General features: G+C 71.5%; 16 protein-coding genes. 9 read left to right on the plus strand and 7 right to left on the minus strand.

What is annotated here, in order from left to right; all coding sequences use genetic code 11:
* Positions 1-134: 134 nt before the first annotated feature.
* A complete protein-coding gene (gene ftsH / locus OJ997_RS29585) occupies positions 135-2,006 on the minus strand; it encodes an ATP-dependent zinc metalloprotease FtsH (RefSeq protein WP_270028958.1) in 1,872 nt (623 codons plus the stop codon).
* A 125-nt stretch (positions 2,007-2,131) separates the two neighbouring features.
* Here ftsH and OJ997_RS29590 point away from each other — a divergent pair, with 125 nt between their 5' ends.
* The 4 genes from OJ997_RS29590 to OJ997_RS29605 all read left to right on the plus strand — a co-directional run bounded on the left by OJ997_RS29590 (position 2,132) and on the right by OJ997_RS29605 (position 7,651).
* Complete coding sequence (locus tag OJ997_RS29590) at positions 2,132-2,683, plus strand: glutathione peroxidase (protein WP_270028959.1); 552 nt, start codon at positions 2,132-2,134, stop codon at positions 2,681-2,683.
* A gap of 90 nt (positions 2,684-2,773) precedes the next feature.
* Entirely contained in the window at positions 2,774-4,792 is a 2,019-nt protein-coding gene (locus OJ997_RS29595) for a subtype B tannase (protein WP_270028960.1), read from the plus strand.
* Between the two features lie 176 nt (positions 4,793-4,968).
* A complete protein-coding gene (locus tag OJ997_RS29600; protein ID WP_270028961.1) occupies positions 4,969-6,693 on the plus strand; it encodes a hypothetical protein in 1,725 nt (574 codons plus the stop codon).
* A 10-nt stretch (positions 6,694-6,703) separates the two neighbouring features.
* Positions 6,704-7,651, plus strand: a complete 948-nt coding sequence (locus OJ997_RS29605; RefSeq protein WP_270028962.1) for a phosphotransferase family protein — start codon at positions 6,704-6,706, stop codon at positions 7,649-7,651.
* On the opposite strand, the gene OJ997_RS29610 is transcribed toward OJ997_RS29605, so the two are convergent.
* The 4 genes from OJ997_RS29610 to OJ997_RS29625 all read right to left on the minus strand — a co-directional run bounded on the left by OJ997_RS29610 (position 7,648) and on the right by OJ997_RS29625 (position 11,039).
* Complete coding sequence (locus OJ997_RS29610) at positions 7,648-8,115, minus strand: hypothetical protein (RefSeq protein ID WP_270028963.1); 468 nt, start codon at positions 8,113-8,115, stop codon at positions 7,648-7,650. The two genes, OJ997_RS29605 and OJ997_RS29610, sit on opposite strands and share 4 nt — an antisense overlap.
* Positions 8,116-8,185: 70 nt before the next feature.
* Complete coding sequence (locus tag OJ997_RS29615) at positions 8,186-8,578, minus strand: SHOCT domain-containing protein (protein WP_270028964.1); 393 nt, start codon at positions 8,576-8,578, stop codon at positions 8,186-8,188.
* A gap of 98 nt (positions 8,579-8,676) precedes the next feature.
* Entirely contained in the window at positions 8,677-10,308 is a 1,632-nt protein-coding gene (locus tag OJ997_RS29620) for an MFS transporter (protein ID WP_270028965.1), read from the minus strand.
* 53 nt (positions 10,309-10,361) lie between these two features.
* The gene (locus OJ997_RS29625) at positions 10,362-11,039 is read right to left on the minus strand and encodes a TetR/AcrR family transcriptional regulator (RefSeq protein ID WP_270028966.1); all 678 of its coding nucleotides are present in this window, start codon (positions 11,037-11,039) and stop codon (positions 10,362-10,364) included.
* A gap of 89 nt (positions 11,040-11,128) precedes the next feature.
* On the opposite strand from OJ997_RS29625, the gene OJ997_RS29630 reads away from it, so the two are divergent.
* The 4 genes from OJ997_RS29630 (at position 11,129) to OJ997_RS37915 (ending at position 21,188) form a co-directional block, all read left to right on the plus strand.
* Positions 11,129-12,619 (plus strand): MFS transporter, encoded by a 1,491-nt coding sequence (locus OJ997_RS29630; RefSeq protein WP_270028967.1) that lies wholly within the window; start codon positions 11,129-11,131, stop codon positions 12,617-12,619.
* A gap of 97 nt (positions 12,620-12,716) precedes the next feature.
* On the plus strand, positions 12,717-13,940 hold the full coding sequence (locus OJ997_RS29635) for an MFS transporter (RefSeq protein WP_270028968.1): 1,224 nt from the start codon (positions 12,717-12,719) through the stop codon (positions 13,938-13,940).
* Positions 13,941-14,009: 69 nt separating this feature from the next.
* Positions 14,010-18,359 carry a PKD domain-containing protein gene (locus OJ997_RS29640; RefSeq protein WP_270028969.1) on the plus strand — a complete coding sequence of 1,450 codons (4,350 nt, stop codon included), beginning with the start codon at positions 14,010-14,012 and terminating at the stop codon, positions 18,357-18,359.
* A gap of 33 nt (positions 18,360-18,392) precedes the next feature.
* On the plus strand, positions 18,393-21,188 hold the full coding sequence (locus OJ997_RS37915; RefSeq protein ID WP_270028970.1) for an ATP-binding protein: 2,796 nt from the start codon (positions 18,393-18,395) through the stop codon (positions 21,186-21,188).
* Between the two features lie 4 nt (positions 21,189-21,192).
* Here the strand turns inward: OJ997_RS37915 and OJ997_RS29650 are convergent, their stop codons facing one another.
* Together OJ997_RS29650 and OJ997_RS29655 are read right to left on the minus strand one after the other, a co-directional pair.
* A complete protein-coding gene (locus OJ997_RS29650; protein ID WP_270028971.1) occupies positions 21,193-21,516 on the minus strand; it encodes a hypothetical protein in 324 nt (107 codons plus the stop codon).
* Positions 21,517-21,537: 21 nt separating this feature from the next.
* Positions 21,538-22,113 carry a TetR/AcrR family transcriptional regulator gene (locus tag OJ997_RS29655; protein WP_270028972.1) on the minus strand — a complete coding sequence of 192 codons (576 nt, stop codon included), beginning with the start codon at positions 22,111-22,113 and terminating at the stop codon, positions 21,538-21,540.
* A gap of 76 nt (positions 22,114-22,189) precedes the next feature.
* Here OJ997_RS29655 and OJ997_RS29660 point away from each other — a divergent pair, with 76 nt between their 5' ends.
* Positions 22,190-23,176, plus strand: a complete 987-nt coding sequence (locus tag OJ997_RS29660) for an aldo/keto reductase (protein WP_270028973.1) — start codon at positions 22,190-22,192, stop codon at positions 23,174-23,176.
* Positions 23,177-23,181: the final 5 nt, after the last annotated feature.

Raw genomic sequence — 23,181 nt, forward strand, 5'->3', positions numbered from 1 at the left:
GCGGCGCCGAATGACGGCGGCGGCCCCGCGCCGGGGCCCGGCCGCCGCCGCCGCGAGGCCGCCGCCGTCATTCGGCGCGGCAAACGGCGTGCCGCCGTGGCGCGGCGCGACCGCACCGGCTGCCGGCCAACGACTCACGGCGCGGCGTGCCCGCCGTTGCGCGGCGCGGCGCGCACAGCGGTGAGGTGCTGCGCCAGCTGAGCGTCGTCCAGCGTCTCGAACTCGACGAGCTCGCGCGCGATCCCCTGCACGACGCGCCAGTTGGTGTTCAGGGTCCGCGCGGCGCGCTCCTCGGCGGCCTCGACGATCTCGCGCGTCTCCGCGTCGATGCGCTCGAGCGTGCCCGGCCCGACGCTGCCCAGCTCCTGCAGCGAGGCGCCGAGGAAGACCTCGGCGCTCTGCTCGCCGATCGTGACCGGGCCGAGCGAGGACATGCCGAAGGACGTGACCATCGAGCGGGCCAGCTGGGTCGCGGTGTGCAGGTCGTCGTTGACCGCCGTGGAGACCTCGCCGAACGCGATGCGCTCCGCGGCGGCGCCGGCCAGCGCGATCTCCAGCTGGCGCTCGAGGTCGCTGCGGCGCAGGACGGTGCGGTCGCGGTCGAGCATCAGGGCGGTGGAGCGGCCGAGCCGGCGCCCACGCGAGACGATCGAGACCTGGTGCACCTGCGCGCCGTCGTGCGCGGCCGCGACGACCACGTGCGCGGCCTCGTGCACCGCGATCGTCTCCAGCTCGTCGGCGCTGAGCACGTGCGTGTCGTTGCGCGGACCGCCGACCGTGCGCTGGATCGCCTCGTCGAGGTCGTGCATGCCGATCGCGGTGTGGCCCTCGCGGGCGCTCAGCAGCGCGGCCTCGTTGACGACGTTCTCGAGCTCGGCGCCCGTGAAGCCCGGGCAGCGGCGTGCGATCTCGGTCGGGTCCACGTCCTCCGCGCACGGGCGGCCCTTGAGGTAGAGCGAGAGGATGTGCGCGCGGCCCTCCGCGTCGGGGGCGTCGACGGTGACCTGGCGGTCGAACCGGCCGGGCCGCAGCAGCGCGGGGTCCAGGATGTCCGGGCGGTTGGTCGCGGCGAGGACGATGAGCCCGCCACCCGCGTCGAAGCCGTCCATCTCCACCAGCAGCTGGTTGAGCGTCTGCTCGCGCTCGTCGTTGCCCTGCCCGACGCCCGCGCCGCGCTTGCGGCCGACGGCGTCCAGCTCGTCGATGAAGACGATCGCGGGTGCCGCGTCGCGTGCCTTGGCGAACAGGTCGCGGATCCGGGCCGCGCCGACGCCGACGAGCGACTCGACGAACTCCGCGCCGGAGACCGAGAAGAAGGCGGCGTCGGCCTCACCGGCGGTCGCGCGCGCCAGCAGCGTCTTGCCCGTGCCCGGCGGCCCGACGAGCAGCGCGCCCTTGGGCGGGCGAGCGCCGAGCGCGCGGTAGCGGTCGGGATTGCGCAGCAGGTCGCAGAGCTCCTCGAGCTCGGCGACGGCGGCCGGCGCTCCGGCGACGTCGGCGAACGACGGCCCTCCAGCACTTCCCGGGCCGAGCTTGGACTTCCGGCCACCCCAGCGGCTGAACGCGCCCATCCCGCTCGTGTCCGACTGCTGGCTGATGCGCATGAAGAGCGCGAACAGGGAGGCGAGGATCAGGATCGGCAGCAGCACCTGCACGATCAGGCGCTTGGCCTGCTTGCCGCTCTGCGCGTCCACCTTGACGTCCGCGCCCTTGCGAAGCAGCGTGGTCAGCAGCTGGTCCTGCAGCGCGCCGTTGGATGGGTAGCTCGCCCAGACCTCGCCGCCCGCGCGAGGGGAGACGAGGATGCGGTCGTCGTAGTCCAGCTGGCGCGCGACGCGGATGTTGTCCGCCGCCGCCATCCGCTGGACGGTCGTATACGGCACCTCGATCCCCCGGCTGCTGGGCTGGGTGGAGCCGAGCAGGACGAGGAACACGATGAGCAGGACCGCGGCCAGCCCCGCGAACAGCAGGGCCAGGGGGTCGAGTGAGATTCGGGGTAAGCGCATGGGTATCCAGTCCGCGCCGAGCGCGGCCGTGCCTTTTAGTATCGCGACGATCGTCTTCTGTGACGGTTTCGGACATATGGTCGACCGACCCGTTCCGGTCGCGCCGGACACGTATCGTGGACGCGATGGGACTGCTGTCGACCGCCAAGCTGTATCTCCGGCGCACGTCCGCGCTCGAGGAGCCTACGGATCTCTACGAGCACGAGATAGGCCTCCTTGAAGGCGGGACGCTGGACCTGCGCGAGCTGCGCGGCCGGCCGACGCTGTTCGTGAACACCGCGAGCAAGTGCGGCTTGACCCCGCAGTTCGCCGGTTTGCAGGATCTCTACGACACCTACGGCAGTCGCGGGCTGCAGATCGTCGGGACGCCGTCGGGCGACTTCGCCGGCCAGGAGCTCGACGACGACGCCGAGATCGCCGCCTTCTGCCAGCGCAACTACGGCGTGAGCTTCACGATCACCGAGAAGGTCTCCGTCCGCGCCGACCCGCATCCGCTGTGGGATGACCTCGCGCGCCAGCCCGGCTCGGCGCCGCCCACGTGGAACTTCTCGAAGTACCTCGTCGGCGGGGACGGGAAGCTGATCGCCCGGTTCTCATCGCGGGTCGCGCCGGACGCGACGCAGGTCACGGAGGCGATCGAGGCCGCGCTGAAGCCGAAGGGGCGCTTCTCCACCTAAAGCTAGTGTAAGAAACGCACCAGGATTGGTGGACATTTTGTTGACAATCCTGTTAGATGGTCCTCGCACTCGAGGAGGAGAGAGACGAAGATGCGGTGGTATTCGAGGCGCGGCTTCGCGGCGCTTGCAGGTTCGGTCGCCCTGACGGCGGCGATGGCGCCGTCCGCAATGGCGCAGACGGCGGATCCGGAGGACACGGCGCTCGCCTTCGACGGCGCCGCCTACACGACGCTCGCCGTGACCATCGACGGCGCACCGGTGAACGTGCGCAAGTACACCGAGGTCTGTTACGTGGCCAACCCGACCGCGGTCGCGCCGCGGACGGGGATCACCAACACGCGCTGCGGCTACCAGAGCATGAACGTGTTCGTGCCCGAGTCGGCGCTCGGCAACCAGCGGACGCCGCTGTACTTCGCGGTCAACAACGCGGGCTGGATGGCCAGCTACATCCGCGCGAGCGTGAGCGCGGGCGCCACCTACAACAGCCCGACGAGCAACGTCGGCGCCGCGCTGAAGGCGGGCTACGTCTTCGTCGACGTCGCCAGCCGCAGCCGGGGACTGGTCGCGGCCGACGGCTCGTTCGCGGGCAAGGCGCCCGCGGCGGCGGTCGACGCCAAGGCGGCCGTGCGCTACCTGCGGCTCAATGACACGAAGATGCCCGGCAGCGCCGAGCGGATCGTCGTCAACGGCACAAGCGGCGGTGGCGCGTTGAGCTCCATCCTGGGCGCCTCCGGCAACAGCGCCGAGTACCTGCCGTACCTCGCGCAGGCCGGCGCGGCGGGCGTCGATGCCTCCGGGCGCACGACGCTGCGCGACGACGTCTTCGCGATCAACGCCTACTGCCCGATCACGGACCTCGGGAACGCGGACGTGCTCTACGAGTGGCTGTTCACCGTCCTGAACACGCGCGCGGACGTCGGGCAGAACCCGTCTCCGGCCACGTCGGCGGCGATCGCTTCGCAGTTCGCGGCCTACCAGGCGAGCCTCGGCCTGCGCAACGACGACGGCTCCCCGCTCACGGTCGCGACCATGCTCGACGCCATCAAGGGCGAGGTCATCCGCTCCGCCGAGACGTACCTGAAGGCGAGCGCGGCCAACACGATCCCGGCGCTCGGGGAGAACTTCGTCATCACCGGCGGCGGTCCGGGTGGCGGCACCCCGCGGAACTTCGTCAACGACTGGATCGACGTCGACAACGCCACCGACACGGTCCGCTCGGTCGACATGAAGCGCTACATCGACTTCGTCGCCCGCCAGCAGACGCTCAAGCCAGCGCCGGCGTTCGACCAGGTCGGCGTGAACGGCCTGACCGGCGGCGAGACGAACCTGTTCGGCGCGGCCAACCAGAGCTACGTGAACTTCACCCAGTACGCGTGGGACAACAACTCGGTGGCCGGCGACGGCACGGGCCTCGACGACACCGGCAAGACGTGGGCGCAGTACGTCGCCGAGCCGGGCACGATCGTCGACGACCAGGCGCGCATGGTGAACCCGATGGCCTACATCGGCACCGCGGGCGCCGACACCGCGCCGAACTGGTACGTCCGCCACGGCACGCGTGACCGTGACACGGCGTTCCTGGTCTCGATCAACCTCGACCGCGCGCTCGACGCCGACTCGCAGGTCCAGAACCTCGACTACCGGCTCGCCTGGAACCAGCCGCACGCCGGCAACTACGACGTGCCGGAGGCGATGGCCTGGATCGCGAAGGTCGTCGGGGAGGCCGGTGACCCGCTCGCGGGCACGAAGACGGGCGAGGTCGGCGGCACCGTCCCAGCCACGCTGTCCCTGACGCTGGGTGCGCCGGCGTCGTTCGCGCCCTTCGTCCCGGGCGTCGCCAGGACCTACGAGGCGAGCACGTTCGCCGACGTGATCTCGACCGCCGGCGACGCCACGCTGAGCGTCTCCGATCCGGGGCACCTGACCAACGGGGCGTTCTCGCTGCCGCAGCCGCTGCAGGTCGCGTTCTCGAAGTCGACGTGGAGTGCCCCGGTGTCCAATGACCGCGTGACGATCGCGTTCAAACAGGACATCGGTGCCAATGACGCGCTGCGCACGGGCACCTACAGCAAGACGTTGACGTTCACGCTGTCAACAACGGCGCCGTAGTGGCGTGAGGTTCGGACGCCGGTCGCGACGCGGCCGGCGTCCAACATTCGTCCAGATGGTCGCGGTCGGACTAAAGGCTCCAGGGCGAGCCGACGATGGATCGGCAGCTCTTCAGATGTCTTGAGCCCCAATCCACGGCTTTGAAGGAGATTTGGTTGTCGTCCGGCCTCTCCCGCTTGCGAGCGGTACTTCTCGGCGTCCTCACCGCGCTGGTGATCACGCTGGTCCCCTCGGCGGCCGCGGAGGCCGCTCCGTGTCCGGCCCTGTCGAACGTGGCTCACCCGTTCGCGCCGGCCTACGCTCCCGACGTCGAACCGGTCGACGTCAAGCAGTACTGCGCCGATCCCGGATACGACCTCACCGTCGGCGACCAGGAGCACATCCTCGCCGAGCACGTGCGCAGCGCGTTCGTGGCCGAGGCGGGAGGCCAGGTCGCCTGCATGCCGGAGGTCGACTGCGACTTCGCCGACGACGTCGACTGGGCGGGGGCGGAGTACAACTTCCCGTACGTCACCCGGATCTACTTCTACGTCGACCCGGCGAAGTTCCCCGGCTATCAGAACTACTACTGCAGTTACAGCGCGACGGTTGACGGCCTGACCGGCCCCGGGAACGCCACGGTCTCGGACCTCGAGTCCTCCTGCGACCTCTACACCCCGGCACCGACGCAGGCGTGGACGTGGGCGTCCGTGAAGAAGCCGGCGACGGCCCGTGTCCACCCGTGGGAGACGTGCGCGCCGGCCGAGTGTGAAGATACCCCGGTTCGGCACGTCGGCACGGCCGAGAAACTCGTCGCCGAGGAGTACGCCAAGCCGCACTGGATCGCGAACGTCCAGCCCTGGGACGCGTCGACCTACTACGCGGGCAGTGTCAAGTCGACCGGCTCGCCGGGGAACTGGACCGTCTATGTGAACGTGTACCGCGACCAGTACGTGTGTGAGTACAAGGCCACGGTCACCGGCAACGAGGACGACCCGACGGTGACGCCCGGGTTCGGGCCTCAGTGCGCGCCCGCCGCCGACGAGTTCTGCGAGAGCTACCTGACGAACGAGGGGCAGGTCGTGGGCATGGAAGGGCCGCTCGTCGGCGCGCCGGTCGACTGGATGGCGCACGACGGCTTCGCGTTCTCGCTGGTCGACGCCAACCCGTGCGCGTCGGAGGCGGAGGGCGAGGCGCTCATCCGCAGCACCGCCGAGTACATCAACACGGTGAGGAACCGCGCCGACTTTTGGAGCCGCGCGAACGCCGCCGGCGCCCGGAAGACGGGCGGCGGGTTCAACTTCGCGGGCACCAGCGTGACCTACAAGGACGGCAACGACGTCTGGCACCTCACGACGGTCTCCTACATCAGCCCCGCGAACGGCAACTACGCCGACCTGGGGTACTACTGCGTGTACACCGGCACGTTCGAGGGCGACTTTGACACCGGGACGTACACCTCGGGCGGAGCGCCGACGTGCAACTACTACGCCAACACGATCCCCGGGTACAACGTCTGGCAGGACTCCGAGCCGCCGTCGAGCGTGTCGCTGCCGCCGGACGCGGAGTGGCGCGGCATGTACCTCAGCCGCACCTATCCGTGGGAGCACGTGTGGTCGAAGGGTGAGGCCGAGGAGCTCGCCCTCACCCAGGTCGCGGCGGCCCACTGGAACACCACGAACAACGGCTACTACGCCGCGTACAACAACACCGACAACCTCTACGGCATCGGCAGCACCAAGACCACCGGGCGAGTGAACGACTGGGACGTGTACGTCAACATCTTCATGCCGACCGGCCCGTCGACCATCTGGAACTGTGAGTACCACGTCCGCGTGTACGTGGACCCGGTGACGGACACGCGCAAGACGACCTCCCTGTCCTCACCCGTCTGCGCGGATTACTTAGGCGCTGACCAATAGGCTCGCGCTCATGCGCGACGGCGACTGGAGGGACGGCGACTTCCGCCGGCGTCGTCCCTCCGCGGAGACGCTCGCCTGGGTGGCGGCGTCGATGGGTCGGGGCAGTCGCGTCGTCGGCCATCGCCGATTGACCGGCGGCGTCTGCTCCGCCGTGCACCGGCTGACGGTCGAGCAACGTGGAGCGCGAACGTTCGTCGTGCTGCGGCAGTACCCGGGCGGCCTTGGCCTGCAAGGGAGCTTGGAGACGGAGATCGCCAACCTTGGTGTGGTGGCGGGAAGCGGGCTCCCGGTTCCGAGCATCCTGGCCACCGATGTCGCCGGAGCGTCCACGGGCGGTGCGCCGTCGTTGTTGATGACCCGGTTGGGGGGACATGTCCACCTCGATCCGGCGGAGCCTCGGGCGTGGCTGACGAGGATCGCGGAGCTCGCCGTGTTGCTGCATTCCCTCGATCTGCCCGCGAAGCCGTTCAGACCGTGGACGGATTCCTGGATCGCTCCGCTCGACGGGTTCCAGGTGCCGGTCGACGCACAGAGGCCGGCGGTGTGGAAAGCGGCGTTCGCTGCCATGGCGGCGCCGCCGCCCAAGGACGCTGCCGTGTTTCTGCACGGCGATCTCCTGCCGGTCAACCTGCTGTGGTCGCGCGGGAAGATCACTGGGCTGACCGACTGGAACTCCATCCATCGCGGGCCGCGCGCGATCGACGTCGGGCACTGCCGGCGATACCTGGCGGCGCTGCACTCCCCCGAGTGGTCGGAGCAGCTTCGGTCGCTCTATGAGTCAATCGCCGGGGTGACGCTCGATCCGTGGTGGGATCTGTACGCCCTGCTGCACTACGACGACAGCGCGCCCAAGTGGATCCGTGCTCAGGTCGCTGGGCGCCGTCCCGTCGACGTGCCCGGCATGACGTCCCGGGTCGAGGTCGCGATCGAGACAGCGCTCCGCCGCCTCGGGTCCTAGTCGAGCCCGCCCGCGATCAGCCATCCGTAGTCGTCGGTGTACTTGAGCTCGAGCGGGTCGTCCGTGATCGTCACGCGGATGACGGCGGTGCGGCCCTTGATCTTCACCGACGTGAACTTGGGGTGCCTGAGCTGCTTGCGCTCGCTGGGTTCCAGGATGTCGGAGAGGTTGGTGATGGTGTCCGCGCAGAGCGTGAACGCCTCCTCCGCGGTCCGCTTCTTGCCGTCGTCGACGACGCCGGCGACCGCTTCGTCGGTGAGGAGGTTGCACGCGTTCTCGCCCTTGCCGGCGGCGAACGCGGCCATGTATCGCTTGACGACCTTCTTGACCGCGGCTTCGGCTCCCGGCTTCGCGGCGACGCGCTTGGCCTCCACCTCGGGCTCGGCGCTGCCGCAGCCGGCGGCGACGAGCGCGGTGGCGATCAGCACGGCGGTACGGCGATGAACGACGGCGCTCTTGGACAAGCCGGGGCTCCTGGGAAGTTGGGTTCGCCCGGAGATGTCGGCCGCGCGGCGCGGAACTGAAGCGATTCAGCTAGGCGAGCGCCTTCGCCTTCAGCGTCGCGAACTCGGCCTCCGTGATCGCGCCGCTGTCGAGCAGGCTCTTGCCCTTCTCGATCTCGTGCGCGGGGCCGCCGGTGCCGCTCGCCTCCAGGTAGGGGGCGAGCTGCGCCTGCCGCTCCTGCGCGCGCTCGAGGCCGCGCTTGCCCATGCCCTCGCCGTTGACGATCAGGTAGGCGAGCACGCCCGCGAACGGGATGAAGATCAGGAAGAACACCCACAGCGCCTTGACCCAGCCCGAGGCGTCGTCGCGGCGGAAGACGTCGCCGATGATGCCCACGAGGACCCAGATCCACGCGATCCAGAAGAAGAACAGGATCATGCTCCAGAAGATGTTCAGGAGCGGGTAGTCGGCGGCGAACAGCATCAGAGGACCTCCATGCAGGCCGGGCGGGTTGAGCGAACGGATGAGCCTGGAGGCTTCACGCTCCCGGGGCGGGTCCACCTCATCCGAAGGGGATGAGGTCAGACGAGGACGGTCGCGGAGGTCTCCGGGCGCGTGGCCGGCGGGCTGGCCGCGGCGCCGGGGAGCTGCCGCGTGAGCCACAGCGACAGCAGCGCCGCCAGCGCGACCGCGCCGAGCGCCAGCCGCAGCGCGTCCAGCTGCGCCTCGCCGTAGTCGGCGGCCACCGCGCGTGCCTCGCTCGGCGTGAGCCCGGCGGCGACGGCACGCTCGACCGAAGCGACGGGCAGGATGTCGATCCCGTCCGCCGCCTCGGCCACGAGCGCCGTGCGGGCGGCGGCGGGCACGGCCGGGTTGTCGGCGATCCGCTCGCTGAAGCCGGTCGCGAGCGAGCCGAGCAGGACGGCGCCGACGATCGCGGTGCCGAGCGACGAGCCCAGGTTCTGCGCGGTGCCCTGCAGCCCGCCCGCCTCGCTGGTCTGCGTCGGCGCGACCGCGGACATGATCACGTTGCCGAGCTGGGAGGCGAGCAGTCCGGCGCCGGCGCCGATCAGCGCGAGGGCGACCTTGAAGCCCGTGTCGTCGAGGGTCACGTCGAGCGTGCCCAGCATCACCGCCGCGCCGAGGCTGACCGCGACGAGCCCGACCCGCGCGACCACGCGCGAGGAGCGCCGCGCCGCGAACCGCGGGCCGAGCAGCGCGAAGACCAGCATCGCCACCGACAGCGGCAGTAGGCGCTTGCCGGTCTCGAACGCGTCGAGCCCGAGGACCACTTGCAGGTAGACGGGGATCACGAAGAACGTGCCCATCAGGACGAGCTGCTGGCCGACGAGCGTGGAGAGGCCCGCGCGCAGGTGGGCGATGCCGAGCAGGGAGGTGTCCAGCAGCGCGTCGTCGCCGGCGCGGATGCGGCGCTGCTCCCACGCGCCGAACGCCCACAGCAGCGCGAGCCCGCCGAGGACCATGAACGGCACGACGGAGAAGCCGAGCGGCGTGAGCTCGGTGCCGTTGATCGTCGGCGCGCTGCGCGGCTGGACGAAGCCCCAGACGCTGCTGCGCAGGATTGCGAAGACGATCAGGCCCAGCCCCGCGGAGGACAGCAGGACGCCGACGACGTCGAGCCGCGGCCGGTGCGCGGCGCCGGGCGCGCGGGCGAGCCTTCCGCGCAGGAGCAGGATCGCGATCACGACGACGGTCTCGGCGGCGAACACGTAGCGCCACGTGAACTGGGTCGTCACCCAGCCGCCGATCAGCGGGCCGGCGGCGACCGCGATCGCCGCGATCCCGCCCAGCAGCGCGTAGGCGAGCGCCCGGTCCTTGCCCTCATAGGTGGCGGCGGTGAGCGCCGCGATCGCCGGCACGACGAGCACGGCGCCGAAGCCCTCCACCCCCGACCAGCCGAGCAGCAGGACCGTGAGGTTCGGGCTGAGCGCCGTGGCCAGGGAGCCGACGCCGTAGATCGCCAGGCCGATCGCGAACGCGCGGTTACGGCCGAGGATGTCCCCGAGCTTCGCGCCCAGCAGCATGAACGCGGCCATCACCAGCGTGTACAGCGTGATCGCGGTCTGCACGCCCTGGATCGACGTGTCGAGGTCCTCGACGATCTGCGAGATCGCGACGTTCATCACGCTCGAGTCCAGCACCATGACGAACTGCGCCGCGGCCAAGATGAGCATGGGCAGCCACTTGGCCATGGCGGCGATCACACCACCGCGCGGGGGCGCGCACCATCACCCCCGGAGGATGATCAGCCGCGGGGCGGCTGCCAGCCCGACATCGCCGCGGTGAGGCCGGCGCTGTCGAGCGGTGCGGTCGGCATCGGCGTGCGCACGTCGGGCTTGGCCCGCAGCCCGTCGAGCACCACGGTGAGCAGCCGCTGCCACACCTCGGGGTCCACGCTGCGCGTGTAGTCGGCGACGGAGCCGACCATCATCTGGATCAGCGGCATGTCCGTCGTGTCCAGGTCGTCGCGGAGGCTGCCGTCGGCCTGCGCCCGCTCGACCAGCCGGCGCACGAGCGGCTCGATCCGCGTGCGGCCCTCCGCGGTGCAGCCGGTCCCGCGGCCCATGCGCGCGCCGAGGATGAGCTCCTTGAGCCCGCGGTTCGCGGCCTGGCGTTCCAAGGCCGAGCGCATGAAGTGCTCCAGGCCATCCCACGGGTCCTCGATCGCCAGCGCGGCCTCGGCGAGCGCGACGATGCTCGCCACCTGCTCGTCGAAGAGCGCGTCGATCAGCAGCTCCTTGTTGGGGAACCGCCGGTAGACCGTGCCGACGCCGACCTCCGCCTCGTCGGCGATGTCGTCGAGCGAGGCGCCGAGGCCATGCTCGGCGAAGACCGTCGCGGCCGCGTCCAGGATCCGCCGGCGATTGCGCTCGGCATCCCGGCGCAGGGGGCGGGTTGCGGGCTCCGCGGCGATGGTCTCCATGAACCAACCATAGCCGCTCGAAGCGTGATGTGGAGCACACACCTCCATATGGAGGCATTCCCTCCACTTCCACGCTACAGTGCCCTGCAATGTCGCCCGCCTCACACACCTCCACCGACCCACACCACGAGCGCCGATGGCTGATCCTCGCGGTCCTGGGCATCGCCCAGCTGATGGTCGTCCTCGACGCCACGATCGTGAACATCGCCCTGCCGTCCGCGCAGGCCGACATCGGCTTCTCCAATGACAGCCGCCAGTGGGTGATCACCGCCTACGCGCTCGCGTTCGGCTCCCTGCTGCTGCTCGGCGGGCGCATCGGTGATCTCATCGGGCGCAAGCAGGTCTTCATCATCGGCCTGCTCGGCTTCGCCGGCGCTTCCGCTCTAGGCGGCGCCGCGGGCAGCTTCGGCGTGCTCGTCATCGCCCGTGCGCTCCAGGGCGTCTTCGGTGCACTGCTCGCGCCGGCCGCGCTCTCGCTGCTCACCACCACCTTCACCGACCCGATCGAGCGCAACAAGGCGTTCGGCGTCTTCGGCGGCATCGCGGGCATCGGCGGCGGCGTCGGCCTCCTGCTCGGCGGCGTGCTCACCGAGTACCTGTCCTGGCGCTGGTGCCTGTATGTGAACCTCCTCTTCGCGATCCCCGCCGCGTTCGGCGCGTGGTCGCTGCTGCACACGGGCCGCCACACCGCCGGCGCCCGTCCGCGCCTGGACATCCCCGGCGCCGTCACCGTCACCGGTGGTCTGTTCGCCCTCGTCTACGGCTTCTCGAACGCCGAGACCAACGGCTGGGGCGCGCCGCTGACGATCGCGATGCTGGTCGCCTCCGTCGTGCTGCTCGTCGCCTTCGGCGCGCTTCAGCGCCGGGTCGCCGATCCGCTGCTGCCGCTGCGCGTCGTGCTCGACCGCAACCGCGGCGGGTCCTACCTGTCGATCGGCACCGTCGGCGCGGGCATGTTCGGCGTGTTCCTGTTCCTGACGTACTACATGCAGCGCACGCTGGACCTGTCACCGATCCAGACCGGCCTCGCGTTCCTGCCGATGAACTTCGCGATCATGGCCATGATCGGCCTCGTCAGCACCCGGCTGCTGCCGAAGTTCGGCCCGCGTCCGCTGATCGCGACGGGCCTGGCCCTGGCGACGATCGCGATGATCATCTTCGCCCAGCTCGGCACCGACTCCAGCTACGCCACGGGTGTCCTCCCGGGCCTCGTGATCATGGGCTTCGGCATGGGCTTCGTGTTCTCCTCGGCGATGGCGACCGCGACGCTGGGCATCGACCCGCGCGACGCGGGCGTCGGCTCGGCGATGGTCAACACGACGCAGCAGGTCGGCGGCTCGATCGGCACCGCGCTGCTCTCCACGCTGTTCGCCAGCGCGGTCACGAGCTTCGCCAGCGACAACGCCGGCTCGCTGTCCGGCGGCCAGCTCGCGGCCGAGTCGGCGATGCACGGCTACACCACCGCGTTCTGGTGGGCGGCGGGCATCCTCGTCGTCGGCGGCGTCATCTCCACGCTGCTCCTGAAGCCGGGCGTCCCGGCACCGGCTCCGGCCGGCGCCGCGCCCGCGATGGCGCACTAGCTGAAGCATCACCGCGCCCGGGAAACCGGGCGCGGCGTGATCGGGTTTGCGCGCGTACGCGCGGATCTGATCGGGTACTCCGCTCCCCGGAGAGACGATGGAGTCCGGGGCGACACGTGAGCAGTGGCGCAAGACCGGGCTGGCGGCGATGGCCAACTACATCGACGCCGGTTCGATCGTTGCCGGTGCCGTGTCGCTGCCGTTGTGGGCGGAGCAGTTCGGCTTCGGCGACGACTTCGTCAGCCTCCTCGGCGCGATGAGCTCGAACGCGATCAGCGCCGGCATCGGCGCGTTGATCGGCGGGCGCATCTGCGACCTCTACGGCCGCAAGAAGATCTACCAGTACGACCTGCTGCTGTACGCGTTCGGCGCCCTCTGGATCGTGTTCGCGCAGGCGCCGTGGATGCTCCTGTTCGGCTACTTCATCGTCGGCCTGACGGTCGGCGCGGACGTGCCGGCCTCGTGGACGCTGATCACCGAGACCGCGCCGAAGGCGATCCGCGGGCGATTGGCCGGGCTGGCGCAGGTGCTCTGGTACGTCGGCGCGATCGCGCCGCTCGTGCTCGGCATCGCGCTGCTCGACCTTGGCGAGTGGCTGCCGCGGATCCTGTTCGCGCAGCTGTTCGTGGTCGCGATGATCACGTGGGCGCTGCGGCAGGGAATGGTCGAGTCCGAGCTGTGGGCCAAGGCGCAGGAGCAGGCGCAGGGCGCGACGGGCGCCTTCCGCGAGCTGTTCCGCAAGCGCTACGTGCGCGCGCTCAGCTTCCTGATCCTGATGTACGGCGTGTGGAACCTCGTCGCCGGCACCTACGGGTTCTTCTTCCCGTACATCCTCGACGCGGTCGGGGACACGGGCGACCGGGCCAACTACGCGCTGCAGGCGATCTGGTTCCTGTCGACGGCGCTCGCGGTGGGCACGATCTACATGCCGCTGATCGACCGGGTCGGCGGCCGCCGCCTGCTGGTGTGGGCGACGCTGCTGCAGGTCGCCGGGTTCATCCCGTTCGTGTTCTTCGACGTGAGCTTCCTGACGGCGCTGATCAACGTCGTGCTGTTCGGAATCGGCGCGGGCATCGGGCAGCAGTCGCTGTTCCAGCTCTGGAGCGGCGAGCTGTTCCCGACCCTGCTGCGCTCGAGTGCCCAGGGCTTCATGTTCGGCGTCGTGCGCGTCGCGCTCGGTGGCTGGAGCCTGCTGCTGCCGACGGTGCAGGAGGCCGGCTTCCGCACGCTCGCGATCGTGCTCGCGCTGATGCTGATCGTCTCCGGCGTGATCGGCATCCTGTTCGCCCCTGACCGGGCCGCACGGGAGCTCCATGACTAGGGGTGGTTCAGGGAGCGGTTCAGGGATGGACGCGTTGCTCGGGGACGGCGCGATCCGCACGATCGACGGATGCCTCCCCGCTCCCTTGCACTCCTCGCTGTCCTGATCTCATTCCTTGTCGTCGCGCCGGCCGCCCGGGCCGGCACGTTCGACCGCGACACCACGTGGGCCCACACCGGGCTCGCCGCCTCACCGTCGGACGGAAGCGCGCGCTGGAGCGCCCTCGCCGTGCTCGCCGACGGCCGCTTCCTCGCCGCCGGTCGCACCCCCGCCGGCCAGGCCGCGGTCGCCCGGTTCACCGCCGCCGGTGAGCTCGACCCGACGTGGGCGAGCGACCAGCCGGTCCCCGGCCTGCTCGTCGTCACCGCGCAGAACGGCGTCATCCCCGCGGCGCTCGTCGCCCGGCCGGACGGGACCGTCCTGCTCGGCGGCACGACGCTCGCCGTCGACAGCACGCCCTCGCTGCTCGTCGCCCGGCTCACCGCCGACGGCCACCTGGACCCGAGCTTCGCGACCGGCGGCAAGCTGGTCACGACCTCCGGGCCGGAGACGCGGCTCGGCAACCTCGCCGTCACCGCCGGCGGGAACATCCTGCTCGCCGCGACCGCCAGCGGCAGCGGGACGGACCGCGGGCTGCTCGTCCAGCTGACCGCCGCCGGTGTCCGTGACGCCGGCTTCGGCACCGGAGGCGAAGTCGCGTTCCGCCTCGGCAACGCCGCCACGACCGTCGCCGACCTCGGCCTCGACAGCGCCGGCCGCATCTACGTGAGCGGCAGCCGCGCGACCACGCCGCGCCACCAGATGGCCGTCGCCCGCTTCACCACCGCCGGCGCCCTCGACACGACGTACGGCACCACCGGTTACGCGGTCGGTGACCTCAACGGCGCGTCCCCCACGGTCTACGAGGTCGACGGCCGGCGCCTGCGCGTCGACGCCGACGGCACCGCGCTCGTGGTCTCCACCGTCAAGAGCGCGACGGGTCCCGCGTCGCACCTGATCGGCCTCGCCCGGCTCACCCCGGCCGGCGCGCTCGACGGCACGTTCGGCACCGCCGGCACGCGCACGCAGGACGTCTCCCCGTCGCACGTCAGCGACGCGACGAGCCTCGTCACGACCCCGGCCGGGTTCGTCGTCGGCGGCTTCATGGCGGTCGGCTCCACCACGCAGTTCGCGCTCGCCGGCTACAAGGAGGACGGCTCGCCCGACACCACGCTCAACCCGGCGAACGTCACCGCCGCGAACGCCGCCAACCTGCAGGTCGGCACGGGCGGCCCGGACCGGATCGACGCGCTCGCGCTCACCCCGCAGGGCCGCCTGCTCGCGGCGGGCACGAGCCAGACGCCGGCCGAGCAGAACCTCAGCGCGATCGTCCGCCTCGGCGGAGACGCGCACACGCCGCAGGCCGTCGTGAACCTCAGCTGGGAGCAGAAGGTGCCCGGCCGTGTGGTCCGGCCCGGCCAGACCGTCGGCTTCGACGGCTCCGCCTCGACCGACCCCGACGGCCCGATCGCCAAGTACGAGTGGGACATCGACGGCGACGGCGTCTTCGAGCGCAGCGGCGCGAAGGTCCTCGGCAACTACCCGGCCCCGACGATCGCCGGCGTGACCTTGCGCGTCACCGACGCCGACGGGCTCGCGCACACGTCCGGTGCGACGGTGCGGGTGGAGGCCAACAAGGCCCCGAAGGTCACCTTCGTCAACCCGAGCAAGCAGCCCGTCGCGGGCGCGCCGTTCCTGTTCGGCGCGCAGGCCACCGACCCCGACGGCAACATCATCTTCTACTCGTTCGACTTCGACGGCAACGGCACGTTCGAGACCGCCGCGGGCGACTCGCCGCTCGCGACCACGACGTTCCCGAAGAAGGGCCCGGCGACGATCGGCGTCCGCGTCACCGACGACGAGGGGGAGACCGCCACGGGCACGCTCAACGTCGCCGTCAAGGACGCGCCCTGCGTCGACAACCCGGTCATCAAGATCGAGCGCGCGGTGATCGTCACCGAGGGCGCCGACGTCGCGGGCGGCGCGGGCTGCTTCCACGCCGTCACCACCGACAAGGGCGCCGTGCGGACGACGACCTACACCACGACCGGGCACTTCCGCGTGAACGGCATCGAGGTCGACACGCTGGCCAACTCGGAGGCGACGCTCGAGTGGAAGCGCAACAAGAGCGGTGACAAGAAGACGCTCTCGCTCAAGCTCGTCGCGCCCAAGGCCAAGGTCGAGGGCACGGCCATGAAGACCGACTTCATGTTCCACGAGGGCTCGATCGACTGGGGCCTGGACGGCACGACGATCACCGGCTTCGTCGTCGACCCGTCCGCGGGCATCGGCGGGCTGCCGCTCAAGGTGCTCGGGCCGGTGAAGCTCGACACCGACGGCTCGTCGAGCCTCGACGTCCTGCCGGGCATGCCGCCCGAGCTGCTCGGGAAGACGCCGAGCGCGCCCAAGCACCTCGTCTTCGGCCCGTCGGCCAACGCGGCGGCGCTCGGCGCGTTCAGCTTCAAGGTCGACCAGATCCCGCTCGGCGTGATCCTGCTCGGCCCGGTCACCGTCTCCTACGACGGCGCGGGCAGCTGGCTGATCGAGGCCGAGGCCGAGATCCCCTACCCGGTCCCGACGAAGGTCGCCGGCCGGCTCGTGATCGTCGCCGGGCACGTCAAGGAGGTCGACCTCGAGCTCAAGGGCGCGCTCCCGACGCCGACGCCGATCATCATCCAGTCGCTCGGCCTGCACATCGACTTCGGCCCGAAGGTCGCGGCCAAGAAGGAGTGCGTGAAGACCGTCGGGCTCGTCGAGACGACGCCGTTCGAGCTCTACAAGGCGCTCGACTACTACGTGCCGCAGCTCCGCCAGCTCGCGACCGCCAACCCGCAGTTCTTCGGCGACCTCTTCCACCGCACGTTCCAGCGCTACCCGGTGCCGACGTTCGCGCTGTGCGGGTCCATCGGCCTCAGCCTGGCCGAGGTGATCGACGCCGACGTGAAGTTCGGCTTCGCCCGTTACGACAACCCGTACCCGAACCTGTTCTTCTTCCAGGGCCACGCGACGATCGCCAAGGCCATCGACGCCGAGATCGCCGCGGAGTTCACCACGGACGGCTACGTGCACTTCAAGGCCGACGTCGGCGGCGGCTACCCGAAGAACGACCCGTGGATCAACTGGAACGTCGGGCTGGACTTCGAGTACTACAAGAAGCAGTTCAACGCCGAGGCGCACGCCGTGCTGGAGATCGTGCCGCTGGAGTTCACGACCGGCGCCAACGTGCTCGTGTCCAACAAGGGCATCGCCGCCTGCCTGTACTTCAAGACGTTCGCTGGCACGTGGCGGCCGGGAGCCGGCGCGATGTGGGGCCACGGCCCGACGCTGTACCTGTTCGGCTGTGACGTGAAGGACTACAAGGTCGTCATCAAGCACGCGCTGTCCGGCGACAAGGTGATCGGTGACATCGTCCCGCCCGGCACGTCGGCGAGCGCGAGCAAGGCGGGTGTGAAGACGATGCCGACCGGCGGGCACGGCAACTCGGCCGGGCTGGTCGAGTACACGGGCAAGAGCACCGCGCACGCCGCGCAGGCCGGGCCCGACCCCGTCGACATCCCCGCCGGGCTGCCCGGCACGGTGATGGCGTTCAAGGGGGCCGACGCCCCGCCGCACGTCATCCTCCGCGGCCCGTCCGGCCAGGTGTTCGACACCGGCGCCGGCAACGCGCACGCCGAGGCCCCGGGCTTCGTCGCGCTCAAGAACGACAAGCTGGACATCACCGAGGTCGTGATCGAGAAGCCCGCCGCCGGTCGCTGGACGGTCGAGACCGCGGCTGACTCCTCGCGCCTCGTCCAGGGCATCCAGGCCGACGGCACCCGCCCGGTCACCGCGACCGCGAAGGTCACCGGCTCCGGCCATGACCGCACGCTCGACTACACCGTCAAGGGCCTCCCGGGCGGCAGCCGCGTCGAGTTCACCGAAGCCGGACCCGGCGGCGGCGGGCGCATCGGCAGCGCCAAGGCCGACGGGCGCGGCACGCTGAAGTTCCACCCGGCCGGCGGCGCGCCCGGCGCGCGCGAGATCAAGGCCGTCGTCTACGGCGCGGACGGGTTCATCACCGGCCGCCTGGAGCTCGGCAAGTACACGGCACCCGCTCCGCAGCGTCCGGCCAAGGCGACGAAGCTGACGCTCAAGCGCTCGGGCAAGAAGCTCGTGTTGCGCTGGCGCGGGAAGGCGTTCACGCAGCAGGTGGACATCCGCAGCAGCGGCGGCCTGAACCTCACCCGCACGGTCAAGCGCTCCACGACCGCGATCGCGCTGCCCGCGGCCGGCACCCGGCTGACGGTCACCGTGACGGGCTCGACCAAGGCGGGCGTGAAGGGCTCGACGGCCCGGTTTGTCAGCAAGGTGCCCGCCAAGCCGCGCAAGCGCAAGAAGTAATGGGCGGGAGGGACGTAATATCCCTCCCGCACTGTGACGGACCCGAATCCAGCCGCGAGCGTCACCCCGCTCGTCGGCCGGTCGGGTGAGGTCGCCGTGCTGGAAGAAGCGGCACGGACGAGCGGCCTCTCGGTGGTCGAGATCGTCGGTGAGGCCGGGATCGGCAAGACGACGCTGCTCGACCACCTCGGCGCCTCCGCGGACCGTGCGGGGGCGCTGGTGTTGCGGGCGCGCTGCTCCGAGTACGAGCGCGACGTGCCCTACGCGCTCGTGATCGATGCGCTGGACCCGCACCTGGCGCGCCACGGCGCGCCGGCCGGGGTCGATCTCGCGGCGCTCGGCGGGACGTTCCCGGCGCTGGCGGCGAACGCGCGGGCGTCGAGCGTCGAGCGGCACGAGCTGCACCGCGCCGTGCGGGGGTTGCTCGAGCGGCTCGCCGCGCCGCGCGGCCTGGCGCTCATCCTCGACGACCTGCACTGGGCCGACCCCGCGTCGATCGCGCTCGTCGCGTCGATCGTGCGCCGGCCGCCGGCGCGGCTGCTGCTCGCGATCGCGCACCGGCACCGCCAGGCGGACTCGTCGCTCGACCCGGAGCTGCGGCGCGCCGCCGACGCCGGCGGCGCCCGCCGGCTGACGCTCGGCCCGCTCACGCCGGACGAGGCGTCGCGGCTGCTCTCCCGCCCGCAGGACGCGGAGCTGCGGCGGCTGTACGAGGAGAGCGGCGGCAACCCGTTCCACCTGATGCAGCTCGCGCGCACCGAGTCGGCTTCGGGGACGGTGCGGATCGAGCATCCCGGCCACGGCGAAGTGCCCGGCGGGGTGCGCGAGGCGGTGCTGAGCGAGACCGCGCCGCTGGGCGCCGACGCGCGGGCGTTGCTGGACGGCGCCTCGGTCGTCGGCGACCCGTTCGAGATCGACTTCGCGGCCGAGGTGGCGGGGCTCGAGCGCGGGGCCGCTTTGGAGGCGCTGGACGTGCTGGTCGCGGCGGACCTCGTGCGCGTCACCGAGGACGTGCGGCGGTTCCGCTTCCGCCATCCGATCGTGCGGCGCACGGTCTACGAGACGGTCGGCCCGGGGCGGCGGCTGGCCGCGCACGCGCGCGCCGCCGCGGGGCTGGAGCGTGACGGCGCCGGGCCCGTGGCGCTCGCCCACCACGTGGAGCAGTCGGCGGCGCCGGGCGACTCCGGTGCGGTCGCGTTGCTCGCGCAGGCGGCGGCCGAGGTGGCGCCGCGCGCGCCGCAGACGGCCGTGCACTGGCTGTCGGTCGCGCGCACGCTCGCGCGGGGTGCAGACGAGGGCGCGCTGCTCGGTCCGCTGGCGGGTGCGCTGGCGGGCTCCGGCCGCTTCGCCGACGCGCGCAACGTGCTGCTCGAGCTGCCCACGAGCACGGAGCTGATCGTCGCCTGCGCGATGATGGACCGGCTGCTCGGGGACCACGACGGCGCGCGGGCGCGGTTGCGTACGGCGCTGGCCGGCGCGGATGTCGGCGACGCGGTCGCGCTGAACCTGGAGCTCGCCGCGCACGCGTCCTTGCGCGGGGACCCGCTGGAGATGCGCGTGTGTGCGCGCGACGCGCTGGACGGCGCCGCCGGCGACCCGGTCCCGACCGCCGCCGCGACCGCCGCGCTGGCGATGGCCGCCTACACGCTCGAGGCCTACGACGAGGCGCGCGTGCGCGGCCTGGAGGCCACCGCGCTGATCGGCGCCCTGAGCGACGAGCAGCTGGGCACGCGGCTCGAGATGCTGCTCTTCCTCGGCTGGGCGCAGTACTTCGGCGGCGAGTTCGCGGTCGCGCTGGAGCACTTCACGCGCGGCACCGCGATCGCTCGCCGCGCCGGCAGCGCCGTGCTCGCGCTGGAGCTCGCGGTCGGGGAGGCGCTCGGGCTCCTCGCCCGCGGTCGGATCGCCGAGGCGCTGGATGTGGCGGACGGCGCGGTCGAGGACGCGCGGCCGCTGGGCAGCGCGCAGTCGCTGCTGTGGGCGCTGTACGCGCAGACGATGGTGCTGGAGGCCGCGGGCGATCCCGCCGCCGCCGTGCGCGCGGGGGAGGAGGCGGTCGCGCTGACCGCCGGGCTGGAGCCGTCCTCGATCGTCGCGGGCTGCGGCTCGGCGTTGGCTGCCGCGTTGGTCGCGACCGGCGAAGGCGCACGGGCGACGAGCGTGTTGTTGGAGCTGCAGGGCGGCCCGGACCTCCCGCGCTTCTTCGCCGGCCAGCGCTCCGGTTGCTACGAGCTGCTTGTGCGCGCGGCGTTGCTGTCGGGGGACCGCGCGGCGGCTTCGAGCTGGGCCGATCGTGCCGAGTCGGCCGCCGCGTTGCCGCTGGGGGTCGCGTCGGCCGCGCGTGCACGGGCGCTCGTCGCGTTGCACGATGGCGACGCCCGCACGGCGAGCACGCTGGCCCTCGAGTCCGTGGCGATCACCGACGAGCTGGAGCTGCCGGTCGAGTCGGCGCGCGGACGTATCCTCGCCGGACGAGCACTGGCCGCGGCGAGCGATCGGGACGCCGCGGCCGAGCAGCTGCGCGCCGCCGAGGGCCTACTCGTCGACGCCCCGGCCGGGCACCTGCGCGCCGAGGCCGTGCGCGAGCTGCGCCGCATCGGCCGCCGCATCAACCGGGCGGGCCGCGCCGGACGCGCCAGCACCGGCACCGCGGGCCTGTCGGTGCGCGAGCTCGAGATCGCCCGCCTCGTCGCCGGCGGCCTCACCAACCGCGCCGTCGCCGAGGCCCTGTTCCTCAGCCAGAAGACGGTCGAGAGCCACCTCGCGAGCGCGTTCGTCAAGCTCGGCATCCGCACGCGCGGCGCACTCGCCGCGGCGCTCGAGACCTGACGCGTTACGGTTGCGGGATCGCGTGCCAGCGCCGCACGGCGCCCGTCGCGTAGATCAACGACGCGACGAACACGCCCGCGGCGAGGAGCGCGGAGCCGTACGCGAGCACGCCGGTGATCGCCGAGCACGGCTCGGCGTAGACGGCGTCACCCGACCGCATCCCGCCGCACTGCTGACGGCTCTCGTTCCAGCCGATCGCGCACACGAGCTGCAGCGCGCACACGGCGATGGCCAGGCGTGAGAGCCACTTCGGCGCTCCCAGGTGCGGGGCCAGGAGGAACGCGGCGAAGGTCGAGTACAGCGTCCCGGCGACGAGGATCTCACCCATCCGGGGCAAGGTAGCCCGCGCTCAGGTCGAGGGGAACAGGCGCTCCGCGGCGAGCACCGCCGCCGCGCGCCGGCGCGCGAGCACGGCCGGGTCGGTCGCGTCCTCGAGCGTGTGGAACTCGATCGCCGACAGCCAGCCCATGCTCAGGTGGATGAGGAACATCAGCACGTCGATCGGCTCGAAGGCGTCGTCGAGCACGCCGTCGCGCTGCCCCTGCTCGATGGCGTCGAGCTTGGTGCGCAGCGACGCGACGCCGGCGTCACCGAGGCCGACGAGGCGCTCATTGGGCTCGAGCCGGCTCCAGGCGACGAGGCGCAGCATGTCGGGGTGTTGGACGTAGAAGTCGAAGAGCTCGCCGACGTAGCCGGGCAGGTCGGCGGGGTCGAGCACCGTGCTGTCCATGACCTGCTGGAGCTGGTCGGCGGCGACCGCGGCGTACAGCTCCTCCTTGGAGCGGAAGTACGCGTACACGCGCTCCTTGCTCGTCTTCGCCGCACGCGCGATCCGATCGACGCGCGCGCCGGCCACGCCGTGCTCGGCGAACTCGCCGAGCGCTGCCGCGAGCACGCGCTCCTTGGGTGTGGCGATGGTCGACACCCGTGGAGCCTAGCCGTTCCTGCCTCCTGCTACCGTCCAAACCAAACAGTTTGGTTTGGAGCGCGAAGGAGCACTCATGCAGCGACGCACATTGGGAACGCAGGGCCTCGAGGTCTCGGCCGTCGGCTTCGGCACGATGGGCTTCACGCTGGCCTACGGCGATGGCAGCACGCAGGCGGAGGTGTCCGAGGTCATCGGCGCGGCTCACGAGGCGGGGGTCACGTTCTTCGACACCGCCGAGCTCTACGGGAACGGCACCGGCACCAACGAGCAGCTCGTCGGCAAGGCCGTCAAGCCCTTCCGCGACGAGGTCGTGATCGCCACCAAGTTCGGCTTCGACATGAAGGCGGAGCCGCTCGGCAGCGGGCTCGACAGCCGTCCGGAGCGCATCCGCGAGGTGACGGAGAACAGCCTTCGCTACCTCGACGTCGACGTCATCGACGTGCTCTACCAGCACCGCGTCGACCCGGCCGTGCCGATCGAGGACGTCGCGGGCACCGTCAAGGAGCTGATCGACGAGGGCAAGGTCCGCTGGTTCGGGCTGAGCGAAGCCGGGCCGGAGAGCATCCGCCGCGCGCACGCCGTGCAGCCGGTCTCGGTGCTCCAGACCGAGTACTCCGTCTTCGAGCGCCAGGTCGAGGCCGACGTCCTGCCGACCGTTCGCGAGCTCGGCATCGGCTTCGTGCCCTACTCGCCGCTCGGCCGCGGGTTCCTGACCGGCGACGTCCGCCCCGCCGCCGACTACCCGGCCAACGACATGCGCAGCTGGGACGACCGCTGGCAGCCCGGCAACTACGAGCGCAACCTCGAGGCCGTGCAGCGCCTCACCGAGCTCGCCCGCTCGAAGGACATCACCACCGGCCAGCTCGCGCTCGCCTGGCTGCTCGCCCAGGGTGACGACATCGTCCCGATCCCGGGCACCCGCAGCCAGTCCCGCGCCGTCGAGAACGCCCGCGCGGCCGACGTCACGCTCACGCCCGCCGACCTCGACACCATCCACGCGGCCCTGCCGACCGGCGGCTTCGGGAGCCGCTACCCGGAGTCGTTCATGCCAAAGGGGTAAAGCCG

Origin of the sequence: Solirubrobacter phytolaccae, assembly GCF_027587195.1 — a bacterium.
Lineage (GTDB): Bacteria > Actinomycetota > Thermoleophilia > Solirubrobacterales > Solirubrobacteraceae > Solirubrobacter > Solirubrobacter phytolaccae.